Origin of the sequence: Paraburkholderia fungorum, from assembly GCF_902833645.1 — a bacterium.
GTDB classification, from domain to species: domain Bacteria; phylum Pseudomonadota; class Gammaproteobacteria; order Burkholderiales; family Burkholderiaceae; genus Paraburkholderia; species Paraburkholderia fungorum.
Genome location: NZ_CADFGE010000001.1, coordinates 1,361,814 through 1,385,934 on the forward strand (window position 1 = coordinate 1,361,814; position 24,121 = coordinate 1,385,934).

Here is a 24,121-nt window from a genome sequence, read left to right on the forward strand (position 1 = left end):
CCCTTACCCCATCGCTACCTGGCGCAACACCGGGCGGCGCGTCGCGTCGATCAGCGCCGAATAGCCATCAACGTAATTCCGAGCCATCGTTTTCGAGCTGAAACGGCGTTCGAATTGCGCGCGGATTTCGGTGCGCGACAATTCGTCCAGGCGTTGCAAGGCGGCCACCGCACCTTGAACGTCCTCGACAATGTAGCCGGTCACGCCGTGGTCGATCACTTCCGGCACCGAACCGCGGTTGAACGCGATCACCGGCGTGCCGCACGCCATGGACTCGATCATCACCAGGCCGAACGGCTCCGACCAGTCGATCGGGAACAGCAGCGCCTTGGCGCCCGACAGAAACTCGGGCTTTTGCGCCTCGTTGATTTCGCCGACGAACTCCACGTGCGCCATCGAGAGCAGCGGTTCGATTTCCTTCTTGAAGTATTCCTGGTCGACCTTATCCACCTTGGCGGCGATCTTCAGCGGCAAACCGCTTTGTGCAGCGATCTTGATAGCTGTATCGACGCGCTTCTCCGGACAGATACGGCCGAGAAACGCCAAGTATTCCGGCTTCTTGTGCGTTTGCGGCGTGAGCAGTCGCTCCGGCAGACCATGGTAAATCGTGTTCAGCCAGTTGGCCTGCGGCAGCGGCGCACGCTGCGAATCCGAAATCGACACCACCGGGACATTCGAGAATGCGTCGAACACCGGTTGCAGTTCCGGCAAGTCGAGGCGGCCGTGCAGCGTCGTCACGAACGGTGTGTCCATGGTGGAGAAGAGCGGGAACGGCATGTAGTCGAGGTGAAAGTGCAGCACGTCGAACTCATGCGCAACCTTGCGCACCTTTTCCATCATCAGGACATGCGGCGCCAGCGCATCGCGGATCGTCGGATCGAGGCGCAGCGCGCGAGGCCAGCAGGCGTCGAGGTTCGCGGAGGTGACCGAGTCGCCGCTCGCAAACAGCGTGACGTCATGGCCGAGGTCGACCAGCGCTTCGGTCAGGTACGAGACGACACGCTCCGTGCCCCCGTAGAGTTTCGGCGGGACAGCTTCGTATAACGGCGCAATCTGTGCGATTCGCATGCGTTGTTCTCCTGTTCAAAACGGCTTCGCACAGCGACGCTCGAGTAGAGCGGGGAGCGAATGCCTGACGGACGGTTGGGCGCGGTAAGCCGCCGCCCGGGGGTGCTCCGAACCTGCATCGGGTAATCCCTTAGCTTCATTATCGGGATCGGCCGCGCCAATTCGAGTTATTTTTCAAACGCTTAATGTTGTTACAGCGCGAAACATGATGCGTTACAGGTCGGCAGGAGGGCTGTCCCGATAGTCGGGAAGGCACGGCTGGTGGACATTCAAACGCTGAAGAAACATTAGCAAGGAGCGGTCCCGGGACCTCAGATCACGTCCGTTGCGCAGTAGTGAAAACGTCTTATAATTCTTCCTCACCGTTGCAAGGTGCGGATTGTGCGCTACGCAGAACTCACCATCTGGTTCACATTTCGGCCGCAAAGTTATCCGGATCGCATCGCGAGTCCCAAGCCACGCGGCAGTTCACCCACTTCAATCTGCTTTCTGACACCCTCCGTGTAGGAAGAATTCCTACACGAATGACGGATTAATCCGTCAGGTAGGCTGGGTGTCTGTCCGATTTTCGTTCGCCCCCCCTTTCGACACAATGCTCGCAAGACCAGAAACGAGCCGATTCGTGCGGTTTAAGTGCGCGCGTTCGAGCAAACGTTTCCGTAACGGCCTGACCAGCCAGATACACCCCGGGGGAATCATGAGCGCGACAAGCGAAATGCTCAATGAGATCAGAGAAGTCAACCTGTCTTATCTCCTGCTCGCTCAGCGTCTGCTGCGCGAAGACAAGCCGATGGGCATGTTTCGCATGGGGATTTCGGACCAGTTGGCCGACGTGCTCGCCAATCTGTCTTTGGCGCAGACCGTGAAGCTGGCGGCGTCCAATCAGGTGTTGTGCCGTTTCCGTTTCGATGACCATGCCGTGCTGTCCGCCCTTGCGGACAAAGGCAAATCCGGCGCCGTGGCTCAGGCGCATTCCGCGATCCTGATGGCAAGCCAGCCAGTCGAGCAACTCGGCTGATGGCAGCTTTTAGCTCAAATAAAGCGATCAGGACGGGGGAAATGCAAACGGATGGCCTATAAAAGTGTGGTGCAGGAAGTCAGGGAAATCACCCTGGCCATCGAGCTGATCGAACTCGGCGCACGGTTGCAATTGCTGGAAGCTGAAACCAGTCTGTCGCGCGACCGGCTGATCAAGCTTTACAAGGAATTGAAAGGGGTGTCGCCGCCCAAGGGCATGCTGCCCTTTTCGACCGACTGGTTCATGACCTGGCAGCCGAACTTTCACTCGTCGCTGTTCTATAACATTTACCGTTTCATGGCCGGCCACGGCGGCTGTCTGACGATCCAGTCGATCGTGAAGAGCTACCGGCTCTATCTGGAACATGTCCAGATGCACGACGACGAGCCCGTGCTCAGTCTTACGCGCGCCTGGACGCTAGTGCGCTTCTTCGACTCCGGAATGCTGCAAATGACCGCCTGCTGCCGCTGCGGCGGACATTTTGTCGCGCATGCGCACGATCCGCAGCACGCCTTCGTCTGCGGGCTGTGCCAGCCGCCTTCGCGCGCCGGTAAGACAAAGAAATTCGCCGACGCCCGGGCCCGCGAAAGCCTTGCCGCGCTTGCGGTTTGACCCACAAAGCGGCATTGGCCTACGGCGCGCAACCCGGTGCACGCGCCGTTATACACGTCCCAACCCCTACCCGGCGGGCTTTCCGGCCGCACTGGCCGGCGCCAGACCCTGACGGGCGGGTTTAACCCTCCTCTGGTTTACACCGGAGTGACGCGCCGCTTTTCCGTCAAAGTTTTCTGCTCCGTTGCCGTAAACCAGATTAACGACGGTCACCGTCGCTTCTTTGTGAGGGCTCGGCAGTGCTGATTTTCGTGGGAACACTCGTGACGCTATTGTCCGTTTTCGGCGGTTACGCGCTGGAAGGCGGCCATCTCGGCGCGCTGTTGCAGCCTGTCGAAGTGCTGATGATCGTCGGCGCCGGCGTCGGCGCGTTCATTCTCGGCAACGGGATGAAGACGATCAAGGCGACACTGCGCGTCATTCCGACCCTGTTCAAGGGCGCGAAGTACAACAAGGACGTCTATATGGAGCTGATGGCGCTCCTTTACGTCCTGCTCGCCAAGGCGCGCAAGGAAGGCACGCTGACGCTGGAAGCCGACATCGACGATCCGGCGAAGAGCCCGATCTTCACGCAGTACCCCAAGATTCTCGCCGACAAGCACATCATCGAATTCCTGACCGACTACCTGCGCCTGATGGTGGGCGGCAACATGAACGCGTTCGAGATCGAAAGCCTGATGGACGAGGAGATCGAGACGCATCACCAGGAAGGCGAAGCCCCGGCGCATGCATTGACCAAGGTTGGCGACGCCATGCCGGCATTCGGTATCGTGGCCGCGGTGATGGGCGTGGTGCACACCATGGCCTCCGCCGACAAGCCGCCTGCCGTGCTAGGCGAGATGATCGCCCAGGCGCTGGTCGGCACCTTCCTCGGGATTCTGCTTTCGTACGGGCTGATCAGCCCGCTCGCGAGCGTCGCCGAGCAGCGCGTGACCGAGTCGACCAAGATGTTCCAGTGCATCAAGGTGACGATTCTTGCCAGCCTGAATGGTTACGCGCCGGCGATTGCCGTCGAGTTCGGCCGCAAGGTGCTCTTCTCGACCGAACGCCCGTCGTTCGCCGAACTGGAAGAGCACGTGCGCCGCGTCAAGGCCAAGTAACGGGCGCCGGGAATCGATTCGATGAGCAAGGACAAAGACCGCGCGATTGTCGTCAAGCGCTCCGCGCCGGCCAAGAAAGGCCATCACGGCGGTGCGTGGAAGCTCGCGTACGCGGATTTCATGACCGCGATGATGGCGTTCTTCCTGCTGATGTGGCTGCTGAGTTCGGCGTCCACCGTGCAGTTGAAGGGCATTGCCGATTACTTCAACCAGCCGTTGAAGATCACCTTGTGGGGCGGCGATCGCAGCGCCGAGGACTCGAGCATTCTGAAGGGCGGCGGCCGCGACATTTCGACCGACGCCCAAGGCGTGACGCGCGCCACTGACGGCTCGACCGCGCGCGCCGAGCGCACCGCTTCACACAACAACGAAGACTCGGTGAAGCAGTTGCAAGGCGAGCTGGAGCGCCGCGAACAGGTCCGCCTGCACGATCTGCAGATCAAGCTGATGGCCGCGATCGAAGCGAATCCGGTACTGCGCCAGTTCAAGCAGCAGATCCGCATCGATTCGACGCTGACCGGCCTGCGCATCGAAATTGTCGACTCGCAGAAGCGGCCAATGTTCGCGACCGCGCGAGACGTCGTTGAACCGTATATGCGCGACATCCTGCGCGAAATCGGCCACACGCTGAACGACGTGCCGAACCGCATCATCGTGCAAGGGCACACCGACGCCGCGCAGTACGCCGGCGGCGAGAAGGGTTACAGCAACTGGGAACTGTCCGCGGACCGCGCCAATGCGTCGCGCCGCGAGCTGATCGCCGGCGGCATGGACGAGGCGAAGGTAATGCGCGTGCTCGGTCTCGCGTCGACGCAGAACCTGAACAAGGCGGACCCGATGGATCCGGAGAACCGCCGCATCAGCATCATCGTGCTGAACAGGAAGTCGGAGGAGGCGCTTGACCATGACGACTCCACCACGACTACCTTGTCGGACGACGCGGCCGGCTCCAAGCCGCTGCTGCAAAAGCTTGCGCAACCGGTGACGGTTGCACCGAAGGCGCCGGCGGTAGTGCCGGCGGCCCAGTAACAGACAACGATCGCGAGGTCGGCTCCGGCGCCCATGTGGCGCGGACCGGCCGGCGATCCATAGCGTAAGTGCAGCGAGGTTTTCATGATCAGGCACATTCTGGCAATCGACGATTCGGCATCGATGCGGCAAATCCTTGCCGCAACGCTGACGACGGCCGGTTATGAGGTGACGCTCGCGGCGGACGGCAATGAAGGGCTCGAAAACGCGCTCGCCATGCCGTTCGACCTCGTGCTGACCGACCAGCATATGCCGGGCAAGACCGGCCTCGATCTGATCACGGAACTGCGTGGCAACCCGGCCTATGAGGCGACCCCCATCCTCGTCCTCACGACGGAATCGGGCGAACCCTTCAAGGCGGCGGCGCGGGCCGCGGGGGCGACCGGCTGGATCGAAAAGCCGCTCGACCCCGACATGCTGACCGAACTGGTGGCGGCGTTAGCCGAACCGGGCGAGGCGTGAGCACCCCATAAGCACAACCTTTAGACAAGTTATAGAAGCTCTCGACGCAGCGGCGCGCAAGCAGCCCAAGCGTAGACAGGAACTCTCGCGGTGACCCAGGCATGACACTCGACATCACTCAGTTCTATCAGACCTTCTTCGACGAAGCGGACGAACTGCTCGCGCAGATGGAGCAGTTGCTGCTCAATCTGGATATCGCCCACCCGGACCCCGAAGACCTCGCGGCGATTTTCCGCGCGGCGCACTCGATCAAGGGCGGCGCGGCGACGTTCGGCTTTACCGCGCTGACCGAAACGACCCACATTCTGGAATCGCTGCTCGACCGCGCGCGCAATAACGAACTCGTGCTGCGCAAGGACATGATCGACACGTTCCTCGAAACCAAGGATGTGTTGTCAGGCCAGCTCGCCGACTATCGCGCGAGTGCCGAGCCGGATGCGGCGGTCGCCAAGGCGATCTGCGCGAAGCTCGAACGCCTGAATACGGAAAGCCGCTTCGACGCCGAACCGGTGCCGATGCCGACCGCGACGCCGGCACCGATCCCGCCGGCTGCAACCGCCACGCCGCTCGGCGCGGCGTCAGCGGGTCAGGGCGGGACCCCGCCCGAGCACGTCGTCGAACAGGCGGTGCAGGCGGCGGGCGAATGGACTGACGGCGAACCGGCACAGACCGGGCAAGCCGCGGGCGCGGGTGGCGACACCGGCCCACACCTGAAAATTACGCTACGGGGCGTAGGCGAGAAGGACCAGGAACTGCTGGCCGAAGAGCTCGGCAACCTGGGTGACATTGTCGGACGGGTCAAGAGCGGCGGCGATCTTACGCTGTGGCTCCAGACCGATGTGACCGCCGACGACATTACCGCCGTGTGCTGTTTCGTGATCGACGAAAGTCAGATCCTGATCGGCCGCGGCACCGCGCCGGCGGACGGCACGCAGCAAGGCGAACCTGGAACGCCCGACGCTGCCGAGTCGACCCCGACGCCAGCAGCACAGGCGGCACAGGCAGTAGAGGTGGAACGCGCAGCATCGTCGGCACCGGTGGCCCCCACCGCTGCGCCCGCCCAAGCCGCCACACATGGACTGTTCGATACCGCAAGCGCGCCGGCGGCCACGCCGGCGCCCGTCGCGGCTGCACCCGCGGCGCCGGCGGCAAGCGCGGCAGCACCCGCCGAGCAGGACCGCAAAGCGGGGCGCCCGGCTGCGGCGGCCGGCGGCGCGGAAGGCAGCTCGATTCGCGTGGGCGTCGAGAAGGTCGATCAGTTGATCAACCTGGTCGGCGAACTGGTGATCACCCAGGCGATGTTGGCCGAGACCACCAGCACGTTCGATCCGGCCTTGCACGACCGGCTCTTCAACGGCATGGCGCAGCTCGAGCGCAACGCGCGCGATCTGCAGGAAGCCGTGATGTCGATCCGCATGATGCCGATGGATTACGTGTTCAGCCGCTTCCCGCGCCTGGTGCGCGATCTGGCGGCGAAACTCGGCAAGGAAGTGGAACTCGTCACCTTCGGTCAGGCGACCGAACTCGACAAGAGCCTCATTGAACGGATCATCGATCCGTTGACTCACCTCGTGCGCAACAGTCTCGACCACGGCATCGAAACCGTGGAAGCGCGGCGCGCGGCGGGTAAGGATGCGACCGGCCAGCTGGTGCTGTCGGCGGCTCACCATGGCGGCAACATCGTCATCGAAGTGAGCGACGACGGTGCCGGCCTGCGCCGCGACAAGATTCTCGCGAAGGCGGCGAAGCAAGGCATGCAGGTCAGCGAAAGCATGACCGACGAAGAAGTCTGGAACCTGATTTTCCTGCCGGGCTTCTCGACGGCGGAGCAGGTCACGGACGTCTCCGGCCGCGGCGTCGGCATGGACGTGGTGAAGCGCAACATCCAGTCGATGGGTGGGCACGTTGAAATCACCTCGCATGCCGGCAAGGGCAGCACGACGCGCATCGTCTTGCCGCTCACGCTGGCGATTCTCGACGGCATGTCGGTGAAGGTCGGCAACGAGATTTTCATCTTGCCGCTGAACTTCGTGATGGAGTCGTTGCAGCCGCGAGCCGAGGACATCTACACGGTGGCCAACGGCGAGCGCGTGGTGCGCGTGCGCGGCGAATATCTGCCGCTCGTCGCGCTGCACGAAGTATTCACGGTCGAAGACGCCAAGCAGGAGCCGACCCAGGGCATCGTCACCATCATGCAAACCGAGGGGCGCCGCTTCGCGATGCTGATCGACGAACTGGTGGGGCAGCAGCAGGTGGTCGTAAAGAATCTGGAAACCAATTACCGCAAGGTGCACGGCATTTCCGCCGCAACCATTCTCGGCGACGGCAGTGTCGCGCTGATCGTGGACGTGGCGGCGCTGAACCGCGAAACGCGCCATGCACACGGCGCGATGAGCCTCGCATGACACTCGTCGAATTCACTCAACTTATTTCATCCCAACCGTTTGGGGGCTAACGTGGCAGAAGTCCAATCCATCAATTCGAGCGTCGCGAACGCGACGAATGGTCGCCGCGACGCGCAGCAGGCAGACGCCGGCGGTCAGGAATTCCTCGTCTTCACGCTCGGCGCCGAAGAGTACGGCATCGACATTCTGAAGGTGCAGGAAATCCGCGGCTACGACAACGTGACGCGGATCGCCAATGCGCCTGAGTTCATCAAAGGCGTGATCAATCTGCGCGGCATCATCGTGCCGATCGTGGACATGCGCATCAAGTTCCATCTGGGCCGCGTCGAATACGACCATCAGACGGTGGTGATCATCCTGAACGTCGCGCATCGCGTGGTCGGGATGGTGGTGGACGGCGTGTCGGACGTGCTGACGCTCGCCACCGACCAGATCATGCCGGCGCCGGAATTCGGCGCGACGCTGACGACCGAATACCTCACGGGTCTGGGCACGGTGGACGGCCGCATGCTGATCCTGATGGACATCGAGAAGCTAATGACCAGCCGCGAAATGGCGCTGATCGAAACGCTCGGCGCGTGAACGGCAGTATGTGCCGGGACGAAAGAAAGATCGAACAGGGAGCATCAAGATGCTGAGCAGGTGGTCGATTCGCACATCGCTGACGATGATGGGGATCATTCTGGTTGCGCTGACGGTAGTGGTCGGCGCGCTGGGTCTAACCGCGTTGAACGACGCGAGCCGGTCGCTCGACCGTATCGCGCGCGGCGACCTAGTCGCCATTCACGCGCTCGACGATGCGTCGTCGTACCTGTTGCGCTCGCGCGTCTCGCTCGACCGCTTCAATGCGTTGAGCGCGGCCGGCGACACCGAACAGGCGAAGAAGGTCCTCGATCGCGCGCAGGAACTGTACGGCATGGGCAACCAGCGCTGGCAGGTCTATCTCGACACGCAAAAGAACGGCGTGAGCCAGGCGCAACTGGACGAACTGCTGGCGCGCCGCACCTCCCTGATGCGCGACGGCATGGAGCCTGAATTCGCCGCATTGCGGGCGAACGATCTGGCCGCCTACCACGCCATTGCCGATACGAAGATCAGCCCGTGGTTCGTTTCGTACGACAACGCGGCGTCCGCGGTCGTCAAGGCGCTTCAGCAGCATGCAGTGGATCAGCAGTCGAGCGCGCAATCGGACATTTCGCTGATGACCACGCTGATCATCGGCGTCACCGTGCTCGCGTTGCTGTTGGTGGTCGGCATCCGCTTCGCCCTGCGCGGCCTGATCGTGCAACCGTTGAACGACGCGACCGCGTGCTTCGAGCGGATGGCCTCGGGCGATCTGTCCGAGACCATCGAAGTATTCAGCCGTAACGAAATCGGCCGCCTGTTCTCCGGCATCAAGCGGATGCAGGAAAGCCTCGCCGCGATGGTGAAGTCGGTTCACAGCAGCACCGAATCGATCGATACCGGCGCGCGCGAAATCGCGATGGGCAATACCGATCTGTCGCAACGCACCGAACAACAGGCCGCCTCGTTGCAGGAAACCGCGTCGAGCATGGAGCAACTGACCGGCACCGTGCGGCAGAACGCCGAAAACGCGCGTCAGGCGAGTCAACTGGCGGTCAGCGCGTCCGATATCGCGACCCGCGGCGGCGACGTGGTGAGCCAGGTCGTCACGACGATGCAGGACATCGCGACCAGCTCGAACAAGGTCGTTGACATCATCGGCGTGATCGAAGGGATTGCGTTCCAGACCAATATTCTCGCGCTGAACGCGGCGGTCGAAGCTGCCCGGGCAGGCGAGCAGGGCCGCGGTTTCGCGGTGGTCGCAGGCGAAGTGCGCAGCCTCGCGCAGCGCAGCGCCAGCGCCGCGAAGGAAATCAAGGAGCTGATCGGCGACTCCGTCGACAAGGTGCAAAGCGGCTCCACGCTGGTTGGCCGCGCGGGCACCACGATGGACGAGATCGTGCAGGCGGTGCGGCGCGTGACCGACATCATGGGCGAAATCAGCGCGGCTTCCGAAGAGCAATCGGGCGGCATCGAACAGGTCAACCGCGCGGTCGTGCAGATGGACGAGGTGACGCAGCAGAACGCCGCGCTGGTCGAACAGGCTGCGGCTGCGGCGGCCTCGCTCGAAGAGCAGACGCGTCAATTGCAAGCGGTGGTGAACGGCTGGAAGGTGGGCGGCGAGGCGCGCGGCAGTGCAGCGACGCGTGCCCCGGCTGCGGCACGCCCGAGCGCCGGCAAGAGCGGCGGCCAGTACGTGCAGTCGGCAAAGGCGCCGCCGCCGGCGTCCACTCATGCCGCGGCACACCCGGCAGCAGGCAAGACGGCAAAGACAGCAACTGCGGCAACCCCGGCAGCAGCACCGGCCTCGGCCACTCAGGGTGCCGACACCACACGTGTCGAACCGGCTCTCAAACCGAAGACGGCCCGCGCCGCCTCCGACTCCGCAGCACGCCCGGCCGCCGCAGGCGCCGCGACGGCGGGATCGGACGCGGACTGGGAAACGTTCTAGGAAGTGGCACAAAGACATGCGGTCATTCGACATCTCGCTCCCTGAGGGGCGAATCATCGAAGCACGCTCACAAAGCGTGTCGCGGGCCGACTGCGTGTTTGCAGAACTCGCGGGCGGGCGCGACCCCGCGAACTCAATCCCTTTCGCCAGAAGCAATCCTTTTGACGAAAAGCGGGATGGCTCGTATTGCAGGCGGAAACTCTCATGACGGCAACGCGCGCACAACAATCTCCGCGAGCGGCAGCTCCACAAGCGGCACGTGCCGACCGGGCTGAACCGCTTAGATCCGGCGAGCAAGGACGGGATTTCGAATTCACGTCGGCGGATTTCGCTCGTATTCGCGATCTGATTCATCACAGCGCGGGTATTTCGCTGTCGGATCACAAGCGCGACATGGCGTACAGCCGGCTGGCGCGGCGGCTGCGCGCCCGTGGCCTCGAGACTTTCAAGCAGTACCTGGATCTGCTCGAAGCGGAAAACGACCCGGCCGAGTGGGAGGCGTTCACCAATGCGCTGACCACCAACCTGACCGCATTCTTCCGCGAAGCCCATCATTTCCCGATCCTCGCCGAATTCGTGCCGCGCCGCCCGCAACCGGTTTCGGTGTGGTGCTCGGCGGCCTCGACCGGGGAGGAGCCGTATTCGATCGCGATGACGCTGATCGAAGCGCTCGGCGATAGCGGCGCGCGCCAGGCCACCGTGCTCGCGACCGACATCGACACGCAGGTGCTTGCGAAAGCCGAAGCCGGCATGTATCAGTTCGACCAGGTGAAGCACCTGTCGCCCGAGCGGCTCAAGCGCTTCTTCCTGAAAGGCACGGGAGCGCACGCGGGCCTCGTCAAGGTGCGTCCGGAAGTGCGCGCGATGGTGCGCTTCGAACAACTGAATCTGACTGACCGCGATTACCAGTTGCGCTCGCAGTTCGACGCGATTTTCTGCCGCAACGTGATGATCTATTTCGACAAGCCGACCCAGGCGCAGGTGCTTGCGCGCTTCGAGCCGCTGATGAAGTCCGGTGGTCTGCTGTTTGCCGGCCACTCGGAAAACTTCACCTATGTGACGCAGGCGTTCAAGCTGCGCGGCCAGACCGTCTACGAACTGACGCGCGACGCAGGCGCGGCACGCACGCCCGCGCGTGCCGCGAGCCATGCGGCTGGCGCAACGACAAGCGGGGTGACCGCATGAGCAGCACCCTGCCGATCGCCTCCAATCTGTACTTCGACAACCACTTCCAGCGCCCCGGCGTGAAGTTGTTGCCGAACGAGTTTTACACGACGGGCGAAGACATGGTGCTCGTCACCGTGCTGGGCTCGTGCGTCGCGGCCTGCATTCAGGACCGCACGGCCGGCATTGGCGGCATGAATCACTTCATGCTGCCCGACGACGGCGCGGATGCCGGCCAGCCCGCGTCGGATTCGATGCGCTACGGCGCGTACGCCATGGAAGTGCTGATCAACGAACTGATCAAGGCCGGCGGCCGGCGCGAGCGTTTCGAAGCCAAGGTGTTCGGCGGCGGCGCGGTGCTGGCCGGCATGACCACGATGAACATCGGCGATCGCAATTCGGAATTCGTGCGCCGCTATCTGGCGCTCGAAAAGATCCGCATCGTCGCCGAGGATTTGCAGGGCAATCACCCGCGCAAGGTCGCGTTCATGCCGCGCACCGGCCAGGTGATGGTGAAGAAATTGCGCTTGCAGCAGGAAGCAGGCGTGGCCGAGCGCGAACAGGCGCTCGTGCGGCAAAGCGCCGAAGCGCGTGCCGAGCGGCTCGCGGCAGCACGCAAACGGGTCGAGTTGTTCTCGACGCCGGCTGCCACGCGGCCCAGGGTCGAGCTGTTCGGCACAACGGCAGGCGGTGCGGGCGCGGGCAGCCCGAAGCCGCGTGTCGAGCTGTTCGGCGGCGGCTCGCGCCCGATTAACTCAAACAACGCCAGAACTACAGAGGAGGCGTGAGCGCTGTGCAAAAGATCAAAGTACTGTGCGTCGACGATTCGGCGCTGATTCGCAGCCTGATGACGGAAATCATCAGTGGCCAGCCGGACATGACTGTCGTGGCGACCGCACCCGACCCGCTGGTCGCGCGCGAGCTCATCAAGCAACACAATCCGGACGTGCTGACGCTCGACGTCGAAATGCCGCGCATGGACGGTCTCGACTTCCTCGAGAAGCTGATGCGCCTGCGGCCGATGCCGGTCGTGATGGTGTCGTCGCTGACCGAGCGCGGCAATGAAATCACGCTGCGCGCGCTGGAGCTGGGCGCGGTCGACTTCGTCACCAAGCCGAAGGTCGGCATTCGCGACGGCATGCTCGACTATTCGGAAAAACTTGCCGACAAGATTCGCGCCGCGGCCCGCGCGCGTGTGCGCCAGGCCGCGCCGGTGCAGCACGCGGCCACGCAAGCCGCGCATGCGCCTGCCGTCGCCGCGCCGCTCTTCAACAATCCGCTGCTCAGTACCGAGAAGCTGATCATCGTCGGCGCGTCGACGGGGGGCACAGAAGCGATCCGCGAAGTGCTGGTGCCGCTGCCGCCGGATGCGCCCGCGGTGCTGATCGCGCAGCATATGCCGCCGGGTTTTACGAAATCTTTTGCGCAACGCCTTAATGGTTTGTGCCGGATTACCGTTAAAGAGGCAGAGCACGGCGAACGCGTACTGCCGGGACATGCGTATATCGCGCCCGGCCACGCTCACCTGTTGCTGGCCCGCAGCGGCGCGAACTATATTGCGCACCTGTCGGACGAGCCGCCGGTGAACCGGCATCGGCCGTCAGTCGACGTGTTGTTCCGTTCGGCCGCGCAGCACGCGGGCAAGAACGCGGTCGGCGTGATTCTGACCGGGATGGGGCGAGATGGCGCCGCCGGGCTGCTGGACATGAAAAAAGCGGGGGCGTATACCCTTGCGCAGGACGAAGCGAGCTGCATCGTGTTCGGTATGCCACGCGAAGCCATTGCGCTCGGCGCGGCGGACGAAATCGCGTCGCTGCCGGAGATGAGCCGCCGGGTGATGGCGCGTTTGTCGTCGATGGGTGATCGCGTACAGCGGGTATGATGCGCGCGTATGGAATGAACAGGCGGTCATGCGCCGCATCAAGGATCAAGCAAAGGGAATGAAATGGATAAGGGAATGAAGATTCTGGTGGTTGACGACTTTCCGACAATGCGCCGGATTGTTCGCAACCTGCTCAAAGAGCTCGGCTACTCGAACGTCGATGAAGCGGAAGACGGTCAGGCCGGTCTCGCGCGTTTGCGCAGCGGCACCTACGAGTTCGTGATCTCCGACTGGAACATGCCGAACCTCGACGGTCTGGCCATGCTCAAGGAAATCCGCGCCGACGCCAACCTCACGCACCTGCCGGTGCTGATGGTGACGGCCGAGTCGAAGAAGGAAAACATCATCGCGGCGGCTCAGGCCGGCGCGAGCGGTTATGTCGTCAAGCCGTTCACGGCCGCGACGCTCGACGAGAAGCTCAACAAGATTCTCGAGAAGATGGCAAAAGCCGGGAGCTGATGTGAATCTGCCGACCAACGCGCAAAGCGCTGATGCGGTCAACGAGAGCGGTGACTTCGCGTCCGATCGCATCCTCGCCCGTATCGGACAACTGACGCGCACGCTGCGTGACTCGATGCGCGAGCTCGGGCTCGACAAACATGTCGAGCGTGCGGCGGAAGCCGTGCCCGACGCCCGCGATCGCCTGAAGTACATCGCGAACATGACGGAGCAGGCCGCCGAGCGCGTGCTGTCTTCGATCGAAATCGCCAAGCCGATCCAGACGCAATTGCAGCAGGACGCGGGCGAGCTCGACGCGCGCTGGGAGCAATGGTATGCGGCGCCGATCGAACGCGAGGAAGTGCGCGCGTTGATGAACGACACGCGCACCTTTCTGCGCGGCGTGCCTGAAGCGACGGGCGCGACCAACGCGCAGCTGATGGAGATCATGCTGGCACAGGACTTCCAGGATCTGACCGGCCAGGTCATCAAGAAGATCACGGATGTCGTCTACCTGATCGAGCAGCAACTGCTCGGCGTGCTGGTCGAGAACATCGCGCTCGAGCGGCGCGAGCAGTTCGCGGCGAACGCGGCGGCTCTCGCGGCCGAACCGTCGTCCACCGGCAGCCCCGAACATCTGCTGAACGGTCCCCAGATCAATCCGGAAGGCAAGACGGATGTGATGCAGGACCAGTCGCAGGTCGACGATCTGCTGGCAAGTCTCGGCTTCTGAGCGGCGCGCCCGCGAGGGTGCGCGGCCAACCGCGGGATCGCGGCCCGGTATTGGCGGCAAGCCGCGCTCCCGCGTGCGCTTGCTGTCTACCGACACAAACCACAGGCATACTACGGACTCAAGCAGCGGCACGGCTTTCCGGTGAGATGCAGTCACCGGTCGGCGGCACGATGAGGCATGACTTCTGAGTGCGGCCGCAGCGGTGCCGTATGATCTGCATACATGCGGCCGGTTCGCACGAGGTGCGCACCGAGCCCCAGCAGCTCGGGAGGAGCCTTGTCATGTGGAGTCGTGTACGTCGCGCCGGATTTGTTATCGCGCTAGCTTTACCCTGTTCGCTGTCAGCCGTGCAGTCCGCCCATGCGGCACTGGGCGGCGCCCCGATGACGCCTCCAGCGGATGCGTCGGTGTCTTCCCGCACCGTGCAGCCCGCCGCCAGTTCGGCGGCGGGAGCCCAAAGCGTGATGCGTTCCGCGTCCAGCGCGGCCTCTTCCACCTCGGCTTCCGCGTCCTACACGGTGCGTGAAACCACGTTGGGCAACGGCACGGTCGTGCGCGAATATCTTGCCGCCGACGGCTCGGTGTTCGGCATCGCGTGGCGCGGTCCGCAAATGCCGGATCTCAACGATCTGCTCGGCAGTTACTTCCCCCAATATGTCACCGGCGTTCAGGCCGTGCGCGCGGCGCGCGGAGGCGGTCACGGCCCCGTTGCGGTCAACCAGAGCAGCCTCGTGGTTCGCTCCGGCGGCCATATGGGCGCGTTCAACGGTCAGGCCTGGTTGCCGCAGGCGTTGCCTGCCGGCGTCAGCGGTTCCGACATCCAGTAAGGGCGGGGACAAACGATGCGAACCATGCAAAGTGCTGTGAAGCTCAAGGGCTGGATGCAGGCCGTTGTGGCCGTGGCGTTGGTGTCGGTGCTGGTCGCCTGCGGCGGTGGCGGCTCGAGCTCCAGCAACAATTCGTCGGATGCGCTGAACGGCGGCTCGCTGCCGCCCAGCCCGACCCAGCAGCCGATCGCCGCGAATGCCGCGAATACCGTGCCGATCACGGTCGCGCGAGGGGTGAACGGCGTCATCAATATTCCGACAGTTAGCGTGACCATTTGTCCGCCAGGCACGACAACCAATTGTCAGACCATCAACAACATCCAGGTCGATACGGGTTCGTTTGGGCTGCGCGTGGTCAGCTCGGCGCTGAATACTTCGGCGTTGCCGATCAGCACCCTGAGCAGCGGCGCGCAAATTGCCGAATGCGCGACGTTTGCCGACGGCTACACGTGGGGCACCGTGCGCACGGCGACCGTGCAGATCGGCGGCGAGACGACGGGCAGGGCCATCCCGATACAGATCATCGGCGACATGGCCGCCAGTACGGTGCCGGCAAAGGGTTGCGGCAGCGGCTCGGCGGAAAGCACGGCCAGCGATCTTGGCGCCAACGGCATTCTCGGCATAGGGACGGCGCTTTATGATTGCGGCCCCACCTGCGCGAACGCGGCAACGGCGTCCACTTACAGCAATTACTTTGCATGTCCTGGCGGCACATCCTGTGCCCGTACCGCAGTGCCGCTCCTCCAGCAGGTCGCCAATCCTGTCGCCAACTTCACCGGCGACAACAACGGCGTGATCGTGCAGATGCCGCCGGTGTCGAACACCGGTGCACCCTCCGCCACCGGCACGCTGGTATTCGGGATCGGCACGCAGTCGAACAATGCGCTGGCCGCCTCGCAGACCTTCGCCACCGACGGCTATGGCGACCTGAATAACAGCGTCTATAACGGGACGACCGTGCAGGCGTTCTTCGATTCGGGCTCGAACGCGTACTTCTTCTCCGATAGCTCGATCGCCCAGTGCCCCAGTAATTACGCCGGGTTCTATTGCCCGTCGGCCGCGCAAACCCGCTCGATCACGCTGTCCGGTCAGAACAGCACGACCGCCAGCGTCAGCATCGGCATCCTGAACGCGGCCACGCTGTTCGGTAACAGCAGCAACTACGCGTTCAACGATCTGGGCGGGCAGATCGGCGGCAGCAGCAGCTTCGATCTCGGCTTGCCGTTCTTTTATGGCCGCCACATGTACTACGGCTTCGACTTGACGGCGACCGGCGGTCAAGCACCTTACGTCGGCTTCTAGGCCGTAGGCGCAAGCTTTATGGAACCGGGTGGGCACCCGCGCGCGATAGCGCGGGTGCCCGCTTGACCCTGGCACGCTCCGTTGTCGGGGCGCAATCGCCACAGTCCCGCCAGCAAACGCCGCCGGGCGCTCCATCCCCCGAAATACCCCCCTTTCTCCAGCTTTATCCGCCGATCAGCGCTTGCGTCGAGCGGGAATAATCGCTCTCACTGGAAAGAGGCGCCGTGCCTCAGCCGACTGGAGAGCGTTTGTGGCAGAGGATAGCGACCTCGAAAAAACCGAATCAGCCACTCCCCGGCGCCTGCAGAAGGCGCGCGAGGAAGGGCAGATCGTGCGTTCGCGGGAGCTGTCGACGTTTGCGCTGCTGGCAGCGGGATTTTTCGGCGCATGGGGTATGTCCAGCCACATCGGCGAGCATTTGCAGGCCATGCTGCGTTCGTCCTTCACGTTCGACCATGCCACGGTGTTCGAAACCCGCCGCATGATGATCGGCGCGGGCGTGGCGAGTCGCGAAGGCCTGTACGCGCTGCTGCCGATTCTGGCCTTCACGGGCGCGGCGGCCTTGCTTGCGCCGATGGCGCTGGGCGGCTGGCAGTTTTCTTCGAAAGGACTCGAGCCCAAGTTCAACCGGCTCAATCCGATTGAAGGCTTCGGCAAGATGTTCTCCATCAACGGGCCGATCCAGCTTGGCATGTCGCTCGCGAAGACGCTCGTGGTGGGCGGCATCGGCGGCTCGGCGATCTGGGTCCGCCGCGAGGAAATTCTCGCGCTGGCGAATCAGCCGATACAACTGGCGCTCGCCAACACCGTGCATCTGATCGCGGTGTGCTGCGGCATGACGGTGGCCGGCATGTTCGTCGTGGCCGCGCTCGATGTGCCGTATCAACTCTGGCAGTTCCACAAGAAATTGCGCATGACGAAGGAAGAAGTGAAGCGCGAACACCGCGAAAGCGAAGGCGATCCGCATGTGAAAGGCCGGATTCGCCAGCAGCAGCGCGCGATTGCCCGCCGCCGCATGATGACCAACGTGCCGAAGGCCGACGTGGTGGTCACCAACCCGACGCACTTCGCGGTCGCGCTGCAATACACCGACGGCGAGATGCGCGCGCCGAAGGTGGTCGCCAAGGGCGTCAATCTGGTGGCCGCGCGGATTCGCGAAATCGCAGCCGAGAACAACGTGCCGCTGCTGGAAGCGCCGCCGCTCGCGCGTGCGCTGTATCACAACGTCGAGCTGAACCGCGAAATTCCCGGCCCGCTATATGGCGCGGTCGCCGAAGTGCTCGCCTGGGTGTATCAGTTGCGGCGCTTCAACACCGAGGGCGGCGTCGCGCCGGTCGCACCGACCGATTTCGACGTGCCCGCGGACCTCGACAAAGGCGGCGTGCCGGACGATGAAGCCGCGCAGGAAGCCGCCGACACGCTCAACCCCGCTAACGACAACGCTTCAGGAGCCTCCGCATGAACGCTCGCGCCGGATTCCTGTCCCGACGGCCCGATGCCTTGAGCAGCACCAATTTGCGCGCCCTCGCCGGGCCGGTGCTGATCTGCATGATCCTCGGCATGATGATTCTGCCGCTGCCGCCGTTTCTGCTGGATCTGCTGTTCACCTTCAATATCGCGCTTTCCGTGATGGTGCTGCTCGTCAGCATGTACACGATGAAACCGCTCGACTTTGCCGCTTTCCCAAGCGTGCTGCTGTTCTCGACCTTGCTGCGCCTGTCGCTGAACGTCGCGTCCACGCGCGTCGTGCTGCTCGAAGGCCATACCGGGCCGGACGCGGCGGGCCAGGTGATCGAGTCGTTCGGCCACTTCCTCGTGGGCGGCAACTTCGCGGTCGGTATCGTCGTCTTTGTCATCTTGATGGTCATCAACTTCATGGTGATCACCAAGGGTGCCGGGCGGATCGCGGAAGTGTCCGCGCGCTTCACGCTCGACGCGATGCCCGGCAAGCAGATGGCGATCGACGCCGATCTGAACGCCGGCCTCATCAATGAAGAGCAGGCGAGGAAGCGCCGCGCGGAGGTCTCGCAGGAGGCCGAGTTCTACGGCTCGATGGACGGCGCGAGCAAGTTCGTGCGTGGCGATGCGATCGCCGGTTTGCTGATCATGCTGATCAACATCGTCGGCGGACTGATCGTTGGCATGGTCCAGCACAACATGGACTTCGCGGCGGCGGGCAAGAACTACACGCTGCTGACGATCGGCGACGGGCTCGTTGCCCAGATCCCGTCGCTGGTGATTTCGACGGCCGCCGGCGTGATCGTCTCGCGCGTCGCGACCAACGAAGACATCGGCACGCAACTGACCGGCCAGCTCTTCACGAATCCGCGCGTGCTGATCATCACCGGCTGCATTCTGGTGCTGATGGGCCTGATTCCGAACATGCCGCACTTCGCGTTCCTGGTTCTCGGCGGCGGTCTGATTCAACTCGGCCGCACGATGAAGAAGCGCAGCGAGGCACGCAAGACCAGCGCGGCGCTCGTCGACGTCGCACCGGCCGCGATGGCGCCGACGGAAAACACCGAAGCCAGCTGGGACGACGTCACGATGATCGATACGCTCGGTCTCGAAGTGGGCTACCGGCTGATTCCACTCGTCGACAAGAACTCGGATGGCGAACTGCTCAAACGGATCAAGAGCATTCGCAAGAAGTTCGCGCAGGAGATCGGCTTCCTGCCGCCGGTGATCCATATCCGCGACAACCTCGAATTGCGGCCGAATGGCTACCGGATCGCGCTCAAGGGCGTCGAGGTGGGCGTCGGCGAGGCGTATCCCGGGCAGTGGCTGGCGATCAATCCGGGGCAGGTGTCAGCCGCGCTGCCGGGCACGCCGACGCAGGATCCGGCATTCGGGCTGCCGGCGATCTGGATCGATACGAATCTGCGCGAACAGGCGCAGGTGTACGGCTACACGGTGGTCGATTCGAGCACCGTGGTGGCCACGCACCTGAATCACCTGGTGGTCACGCACGCGTCCGAACTGCTTGGCCGCCGCGAAGTGCAGGCGCTGCTGGAGCGGATGCAGAAGGACACGCCGTCGCTGGTCGACGATCTGGTGCCGAAGTCGCTGCCGCTCACCACCTTGCAAAAGGTGCTGCAAAACCTGCTGGAAGAAGGTGTGCCGATCCGCGACATGCGCACGATTCTCGAAGCCCTGTCCGAACACACGCCGAAGATCACCGACGCGCACGATCTCACCGCCGCCGTGCGCCTCGCACTGGGCCGCGCGATCACCCAGCAATGGTTCCCGGGCGTGGGCGACATGCAGGTGATGGGCCTCGATTCGAATCTGGAGCGGGTATTGTCTCAGGCGCTTTCCACGGGCGCCAATCCGGGCCTCGAACCGGGTCTCGCGCATACGCTGCTCACTGAAACGCAGAAGGCCATGACGCGGCAGCAGAATCTGGGGCTCGCGCCGGTGCTGCTGGTGCAGCATGCCTTGCGACCCATGCTCGCGCGCTTCCTGCGCCGCAGCCTGCCGCAGTTGAAGGTGCTCTCTTACGCGGAAGTGCCGGATACGCGCAACATCAAGGTGGTGAATCTGATCGGGGCGCACGGTTAAGTCCCGCGTGGCCAGACTTGCACGATGATTCCCGGCCGTTAGCCGAAGTTGTTCCAGACCCATGATTTCCCGCCGGCGCTCCTTGGAGCGCCGGTTTTCATTTCAGCGTCTGACTTTGCGTGCCGCAAGCGTCTGGCGGAGGTCATGCTGCGTCCGCGAAAACACCGCTGGACGCGGCTCTGGCGCCTGTTTCAAACCGCCTCGCGCGTGCCTCGCGGCGCGTTTCCATCGCCCGAATTGCCCACCTTTAACGGTCTTTATCCACCGATCGTCGCTCGACAGGTTTCGCAATAATGATCTCAATGGGAAGCGGTATGTTGCCGGTCCGTTAGTCCGTAAGTCCGTTTACCTCATCGGGGGTCCAGCTTGAACATTCGTAAATTTGTCGGTGCTACCAGTCGCGATGCTCTGCGTCTCGTGCGCGAAGCGTTGGGCCCGGATGCCGTCGTTCTGTCGAACCGCACGATGGACGACGGCAGCGTCGAGATCGTCGCGCTAGCCGACAGCGACCTCGCCGCCATCACACCGAAGGCGCCGCGCGGCAGCGCGGGCGCAGCGCTGGCCATGCCGACGAACGCGACGGCTGCGACGAACGCGACGGCTGCGACGAACGCGACGGCTGCGACGAACGCGACGGCTGCAACGACTGGACAGCAAGCCGCGCTCGCCGCGCCGCGCGCCAATCCGTATGCGAGCGGTATGCCCGATGTGTTTTCGTCAGTGTTTGGCGCAAGCCCGGAAGCGGGCACCGAGAACATGACGCCGAATGTTTCGCATGCCGCTAGCGCTTCAGGCCCGGCTGCCAAGGCTGCCGCTCCCGCCGCGCCGAAGGCCTCGCTGCCGAACGCGCCTAAAGCAGCGCTCGCCGCGTCCGCTGCGGGCTCAGCTTCAGCGCCGGCATCGACGTCGCAACCGATCAGCATCGAGCAACCCAGTGCCCGCGCCGCAGCGACGCGCCTTACCGAAGACATCCGCGCGGACCTGCTCAAAGCTGCCGGCGTGCCCCCCGCACCCGCCGCCGACGCGCCGCGCACGATGGCCGAATCGAATCCCTGGCTGATCGATCACGCCCGCCGCATCGCGGCCGAACAGCAGCAGCAAGGTGCCTACAGCGCGCGCCCCGCCGCGATGACGCCGGCCGCCGCGATGGCCAAGGGCCTCGGCGCCGCCGTCGAACCGGGCGCACAACCGGCCATGCCGCAAGTCACGGACACGCCCGAATGGGCCCGCGAAGCGCAGCAGCTCGCCGCGCGCCGCGCCGCTCAGAAAGCTGCCCCGCCGCTGCCCACGGGTGACGACGCCCGCACTCCGGCTTCGGTCGCCGAAGCGATCAAGGCGCGCATGGAGCAGGTCGTCAACGACACCGTGATGCATGAACTGTCGTCGATGCGCGGCATGATGGAAGAACACTTTGCCGGCCTGTTGTGGGGCGACCGCCAGCGCCGCAGCCCGGCGCGCGCCGCGCTCACCAAGCACCTGTTCGCCGCCGGTTTCTCCGCGCAGCTCGTGCAGATGATGGTCGACAACCTGCCCGACGACGTCGACAACATGGAAGGCGGCATGGAGTGGGTGCGTTCGGTGCTCGAATCGAACCTGCCGGTGATGGAAGACGAAGACGCGCTGATGGAGCGCGGCGGTGTGTTCGCGCTGATGGGCCCGACGGGCGTGGGCAAGACCACGACCACCGCGAAGCTCGCCGCGCGCTGCGTGATGCGTTTCGGCGCAAGCAAGGTGGCGCTGCTCACCACCGATAGCTACCGGATCGGCGGTCACGAACAACTGCGCATTTTCGGCAAGATTCTCGGCGTCTCGGTTCATGCGGTGAAAGACGGCGCCGATCTGCAACTCGCGCTCTCCGAATTGCGCAACAAGCACATCGTGCTGATCGACACGATCGGCATGAGCCAGCGCGACCGCCTCGTCTCCGATCAGATCGCCATGCTATGCCGCGCCGGCCAGCCGGTGCAGCGTCTGCTGCTGCTCAACGCAACGAGCCACGGCGATACCTTGAACGAGGTGGTGCAGGCCTATCAGCGCGCACCCGATCAACAGCCGCTCGCCGGCTGCATCTTGACCAAGCTCGACGAGGCCACCAATCTGGGCGGCGTGCTCGATACGGTGATTCGCTACAAGTTGCCGGTGCACTACGTGTCGACCGGTCAGAAGGTGCCGGAAAACCTGTACGTCGCGACCAGGAAATTCCTGATCAAGAGCACGTTCTGCATTCCGCGTGACAACTCGCCGTTCGTGCCGCATGACGACGACATTCCGGCGCTGCTGTCCGCGCTGTCCGCAAGGTCGACCGCCGAATTGCACGAGGTCCGCTTTGGATAAATTCATTTCGGATCAAGCCGAAGGATTGCGGCGTTTGTTGGCGAGAAGCGGCTCGCGCGTGATTTCAGTGGCGGGTGGATCGGCCGGCGTGGGCTCCACGACGATCGTGGTGAACCTCGCCGCAGCGCTCGCGCAACAGGGCAAGGACGTGCTGGTGATCGACGAGTGCCTCGGCGGCAAGTCGGTGAGCGCGATGCTCGGCGGCGTGCGCGGCGCAGGGAATTTTGCGGCTGTGATGCGCGGCGAGATGGCGCTCGACGAAGCCACCGCACGGCACGCGCTCGGCTTCTCGGTGCTGAGCGCCTCGCGTCACAACCGCGAGGGCCACACGGCCGCGCAGTTGGGCGCCGTGTTGCGCGGATCCGCCGACATTGTGCTGATCGACGCCGAGCTCGACGAGCGCGGTCATCTGTCGCCGCTCGCAATGCAGGCGCATGACCTGATGATCGTGACACGGGTGGCCGCGCAGGCGATCACCGACGCGTATGCGTGCATGAAACGTCTGCACTACGCACACGCCACCGCGCAGTTTCGCGTGCTGGTGAATCATGTGCAGAGCGTTGACGACGCGCATACCGCCTTTGTCAACCTGGCCGGCGTGGCTGGACGCTACCTGACGGTGGCGCTGGAAGACGCCGGATGTATTGCCGCCGATGCGCGGATGGCGCGAGCCCTGGAGTTGTCGCGGTGTGTCGTCGATGCATTTCCATCGACACCGGCCGCACGCGACTTCCGGCATCTCGCTGCCGAACTGCAGTACTGGCCGATGCGGCCAGCGATGTCGTCGCAAGCGCCGTGGATGGCGCCAGCGACAGTTACAGCGGCGCAACACGCCGACCAACCGTCCGCGCAGCACGCCTGAGCGGCGGCACAAGGACAAGGGGAGCACGATGTATAACGCTCAGGGAAAGATCTCCCAAGCCGACGTTCTGACGAAGTACGCGCCGCTGGTGCGTCGCCTCGGCTTGCAGCTCGTCGCCAAGATGCCGGCGAGCGTCGATCTCGACGACCTGATCCAGGCCGGCATGATCGGCTTGCTGGATGCGGCGAGCCGCTACAAGGAAGACCAGGGCGCGCAGTTCGAGACCTATGCCAGCCAGCGGATTCGCGGCGCGATGCTCGACGAATTGCGCAGCAACGACTGGTTGCCGCGCAGCTTGCGGCGCACGTCGCGCGAAGTCGAATCCGCCGTGCACAAGGTCGAACAGAATCTGGGGCGCTCGGCAAGCGAAACGGAAATCGCCGAGCATCTGCAAATGCCGCTCGACGAGTATCAGTCGATGCTCCAGGATCTGCACGGCAGTCAGCTCATCTATTACGAGGACTTCGACCGTTCCGCGGACGACGAACCGTTTCTCGACCGTTATTGCGTCGATCATTCGGATCCGCTGTCGGCGCTGCTGGACGACAGCCTGCGCTCGGCGCTGATCGAGGCGATCGACCGCTTGCCGGAACGCGAGAAGCTGTTGATGTCGCTGTACTACGAGCGCGGCATGAACCTGCGCGAGATTGGCGCGGTGATGGAAGTCAGCGAGTCGCGGGTGTGCCAGTTGCACAGCCAGGCCGTGGCGCGTTTGCGTACGCGCCTGCGTGAGATGGCCTGGGCGAACGCCGAGGCGACGGGCGCCTGACGGCCCGATGGTTGACTGGCGGCGCGTGCAACGCCCGCCT

Annotated in this window: 21 protein-coding genes; 20 read left to right on the forward strand and 1 reads right to left on the reverse strand. The window is 64.0% G+C overall.

Going from position 1 to position 24,121, the window contains the following annotated elements; all coding sequences use genetic code 11:
• Positions 1-3 precede the first annotated feature (3 nt).
• Positions 4-1,068, reverse strand: a complete 1,065-nt coding sequence (locus HWX91_RS06070) for a glycosyltransferase family 4 protein (RefSeq protein WP_028198480.1) — start codon at positions 1,066-1,068, stop codon at positions 4-6.
• Positions 1,069-1,765: 697 nt separating this feature from the next.
• On the opposite strand from HWX91_RS06070, the gene flhD reads away from it, so the two are divergent.
• The 20 genes from flhD (at position 1,766) to HWX91_RS06170 (ending at position 24,081) form a co-directional block, all read left to right on the forward strand.
• Positions 1,766-2,086: a flagellar transcriptional regulator FlhD gene (gene flhD / locus HWX91_RS06075; protein WP_028198481.1), complete on the forward strand. Its 321-nt coding sequence runs from the start codon at positions 1,766-1,768 to the stop codon at positions 2,084-2,086.
• Positions 2,087-2,137: 51 nt separating this feature from the next.
• Positions 2,138-2,698 carry a flagellar transcriptional regulator FlhC gene (gene flhC, locus HWX91_RS06080; RefSeq protein ID WP_028198482.1) on the forward strand — a complete coding sequence of 187 codons (561 nt, stop codon included), beginning with the start codon at positions 2,138-2,140 and terminating at the stop codon, positions 2,696-2,698.
• Positions 2,699-2,937: 239 nt separating this feature from the next.
• Entirely contained in the window at positions 2,938-3,798 is an 861-nt protein-coding gene (gene motA / locus HWX91_RS06085; RefSeq protein WP_028198483.1) for a flagellar motor stator protein MotA, read from the forward strand.
• 21 nt (positions 3,799-3,819) lie between these two features.
• Positions 3,820-4,827 carry a flagellar motor protein MotB gene (gene motB, locus HWX91_RS06090; RefSeq protein WP_028198484.1) on the forward strand — a complete coding sequence of 336 codons (1,008 nt, stop codon included), beginning with the start codon at positions 3,820-3,822 and terminating at the stop codon, positions 4,825-4,827.
• An 84-nt stretch (positions 4,828-4,911) separates the two neighbouring features.
• Positions 4,912-5,289, forward strand: a complete 378-nt coding sequence (locus tag HWX91_RS06095) for a response regulator (protein WP_028198485.1) — start codon at positions 4,912-4,914, stop codon at positions 5,287-5,289.
• Positions 5,290-5,390: 101 nt separating this feature from the next.
• On the forward strand, positions 5,391-7,694 hold the full coding sequence (cheA, locus tag HWX91_RS06100) for a chemotaxis protein CheA (RefSeq protein WP_028198486.1): 2,304 nt from the start codon (positions 5,391-5,393) through the stop codon (positions 7,692-7,694).
• A 51-nt stretch (positions 7,695-7,745) separates the two neighbouring features.
• Positions 7,746-8,276, forward strand: a complete 531-nt coding sequence (locus HWX91_RS06105; protein WP_028198487.1) for a chemotaxis protein CheW — start codon at positions 7,746-7,748, stop codon at positions 8,274-8,276.
• 49 nt (positions 8,277-8,325) lie between these two features.
• Positions 8,326-10,209, forward strand: a complete 1,884-nt coding sequence (locus HWX91_RS06110) for a methyl-accepting chemotaxis protein (RefSeq protein WP_028198488.1) — start codon at positions 8,326-8,328, stop codon at positions 10,207-10,209.
• Between the two features lie 204 nt (positions 10,210-10,413).
• Positions 10,414-11,394, forward strand: coding sequence for a CheR family methyltransferase (locus HWX91_RS06115; RefSeq protein WP_028198489.1), 981 nt, complete (start codon positions 10,414-10,416; stop codon positions 11,392-11,394).
• Positions 11,391-12,161, forward strand: coding sequence for a chemoreceptor glutamine deamidase CheD (gene cheD, locus HWX91_RS06120; protein ID WP_028198490.1), 771 nt, complete (start codon positions 11,391-11,393; stop codon positions 12,159-12,161). Before HWX91_RS06115 ends, cheD begins: the two co-directional genes overlap by 4 nt.
• A gap of 5 nt (positions 12,162-12,166) precedes the next feature.
• Positions 12,167-13,255 (forward strand): protein-glutamate methylesterase/protein-glutamine glutaminase, encoded by a 1,089-nt coding sequence (locus HWX91_RS06125; protein WP_028198491.1) that lies wholly within the window; start codon positions 12,167-12,169, stop codon positions 13,253-13,255.
• 63 nt (positions 13,256-13,318) lie between these two features.
• Positions 13,319-13,714 carry a chemotaxis response regulator CheY gene (gene cheY / locus HWX91_RS06130; protein WP_028198492.1) on the forward strand — a complete coding sequence of 132 codons (396 nt, stop codon included), beginning with the start codon at positions 13,319-13,321 and terminating at the stop codon, positions 13,712-13,714.
• 1 nt (position 13,715) lies between these two features.
• Positions 13,716-14,426: a protein phosphatase CheZ gene (gene cheZ / locus HWX91_RS06135; RefSeq protein ID WP_028198493.1), complete on the forward strand. Its 711-nt coding sequence runs from the start codon at positions 13,716-13,718 to the stop codon at positions 14,424-14,426.
• A 281-nt stretch (positions 14,427-14,707) separates the two neighbouring features.
• Entirely contained in the window at positions 14,708-15,253 is a 546-nt protein-coding gene (locus HWX91_RS06140) for a DUF2844 domain-containing protein (RefSeq protein ID WP_028198494.1), read from the forward strand.
• Between the two features lie 15 nt (positions 15,254-15,268).
• Entirely contained in the window at positions 15,269-16,555 is a 1,287-nt protein-coding gene (locus tag HWX91_RS06145) for a DUF3443 domain-containing protein (protein WP_028198495.1), read from the forward strand.
• 250 nt (positions 16,556-16,805) lie between these two features.
• Positions 16,806-18,017: a flagellar biosynthesis protein FlhB gene (gene flhB / locus HWX91_RS06150; RefSeq protein WP_028198496.1), complete on the forward strand. Its 1,212-nt coding sequence runs from the start codon at positions 16,806-16,808 to the stop codon at positions 18,015-18,017.
• Complete coding sequence (gene flhA / locus HWX91_RS06155) at positions 18,014-20,116, forward strand: flagellar biosynthesis protein FlhA (protein ID WP_028198497.1); 2,103 nt, start codon at positions 18,014-18,016, stop codon at positions 20,114-20,116. The genes flhB and flhA overlap by 4 nt, the downstream gene beginning before the upstream one ends.
• Before the next feature lie 366 nt (positions 20,117-20,482).
• A complete protein-coding gene (gene flhF / locus HWX91_RS06160) occupies positions 20,483-22,450 on the forward strand; it encodes a flagellar biosynthesis GTPase FlhF (protein WP_028198498.1) in 1,968 nt (655 codons plus the stop codon).
• A complete protein-coding gene (locus HWX91_RS06165; RefSeq protein ID WP_028198499.1) occupies positions 22,443-23,312 on the forward strand; it encodes a nucleotide-binding protein in 870 nt (289 codons plus the stop codon). The genes flhF and HWX91_RS06165 overlap by 8 nt, the downstream gene beginning before the upstream one ends.
• A 28-nt stretch (positions 23,313-23,340) precedes the next feature.
• A complete protein-coding gene (locus HWX91_RS06170) occupies positions 23,341-24,081 on the forward strand; it encodes an RNA polymerase sigma factor FliA (RefSeq protein ID WP_028198500.1) in 741 nt (246 codons plus the stop codon).
• Positions 24,082-24,121: the final 40 nt, after the last annotated feature.

Coding starts and splice junctions, on each gene's coding strand:
- HWX91_RS06170 (WP_028198500.1), top strand. CDS start 23,341: ATGTATAACGCTCAGGGAAAGATCTCCCAAGCCGACGTTCTGACGAAG.
- flhC (WP_028198482.1), top strand. CDS start 2,138: ATGGCCTATAAAAGTGTGGTGCAGGAAGTCAGGGAAATCACCCTGGCC.
- HWX91_RS06145 (WP_028198495.1), top strand. CDS start 15,269: ATGCGAACCATGCAAAGTGCTGTGAAGCTCAAGGGCTGGATGCAGGCC.
- flhA (WP_028198497.1), top strand. CDS start 18,014: ATGAACGCTCGCGCCGGATTCCTGTCCCGACGGCCCGATGCCTTGAGC.
- cheA (WP_028198486.1), top strand. CDS start 5,391: ATGACACTCGACATCACTCAGTTCTATCAGACCTTCTTCGACGAAGCG.
- cheD (WP_028198490.1), top strand. CDS start 11,391: ATGAGCAGCACCCTGCCGATCGCCTCCAATCTGTACTTCGACAACCAC.
- HWX91_RS06140 (WP_028198494.1), top strand. CDS start 14,708: ATGTGGAGTCGTGTACGTCGCGCCGGATTTGTTATCGCGCTAGCTTTA.
- cheY (WP_028198492.1), top strand. CDS start 13,319: ATGGATAAGGGAATGAAGATTCTGGTGGTTGACGACTTTCCGACAATG.
- HWX91_RS06070 (WP_028198480.1), bottom strand. CDS start 1,068: ATGCGAATCGCACAGATTGCGCCGTTATACGAAGCTGTCCCGCCGAAA.
- HWX91_RS06110 (WP_028198488.1), top strand. CDS start 8,326: ATGCTGAGCAGGTGGTCGATTCGCACATCGCTGACGATGATGGGGATC.
- motB (WP_028198484.1), top strand. CDS start 3,820: ATGAGCAAGGACAAAGACCGCGCGATTGTCGTCAAGCGCTCCGCGCCG.
- HWX91_RS06115 (WP_028198489.1), top strand. CDS start 10,414: ATGACGGCAACGCGCGCACAACAATCTCCGCGAGCGGCAGCTCCACAA.
- flhD (WP_028198481.1), top strand. CDS start 1,766: ATGAGCGCGACAAGCGAAATGCTCAATGAGATCAGAGAAGTCAACCTG.
- HWX91_RS06095 (WP_028198485.1), top strand. CDS start 4,912: ATGATCAGGCACATTCTGGCAATCGACGATTCGGCATCGATGCGGCAA.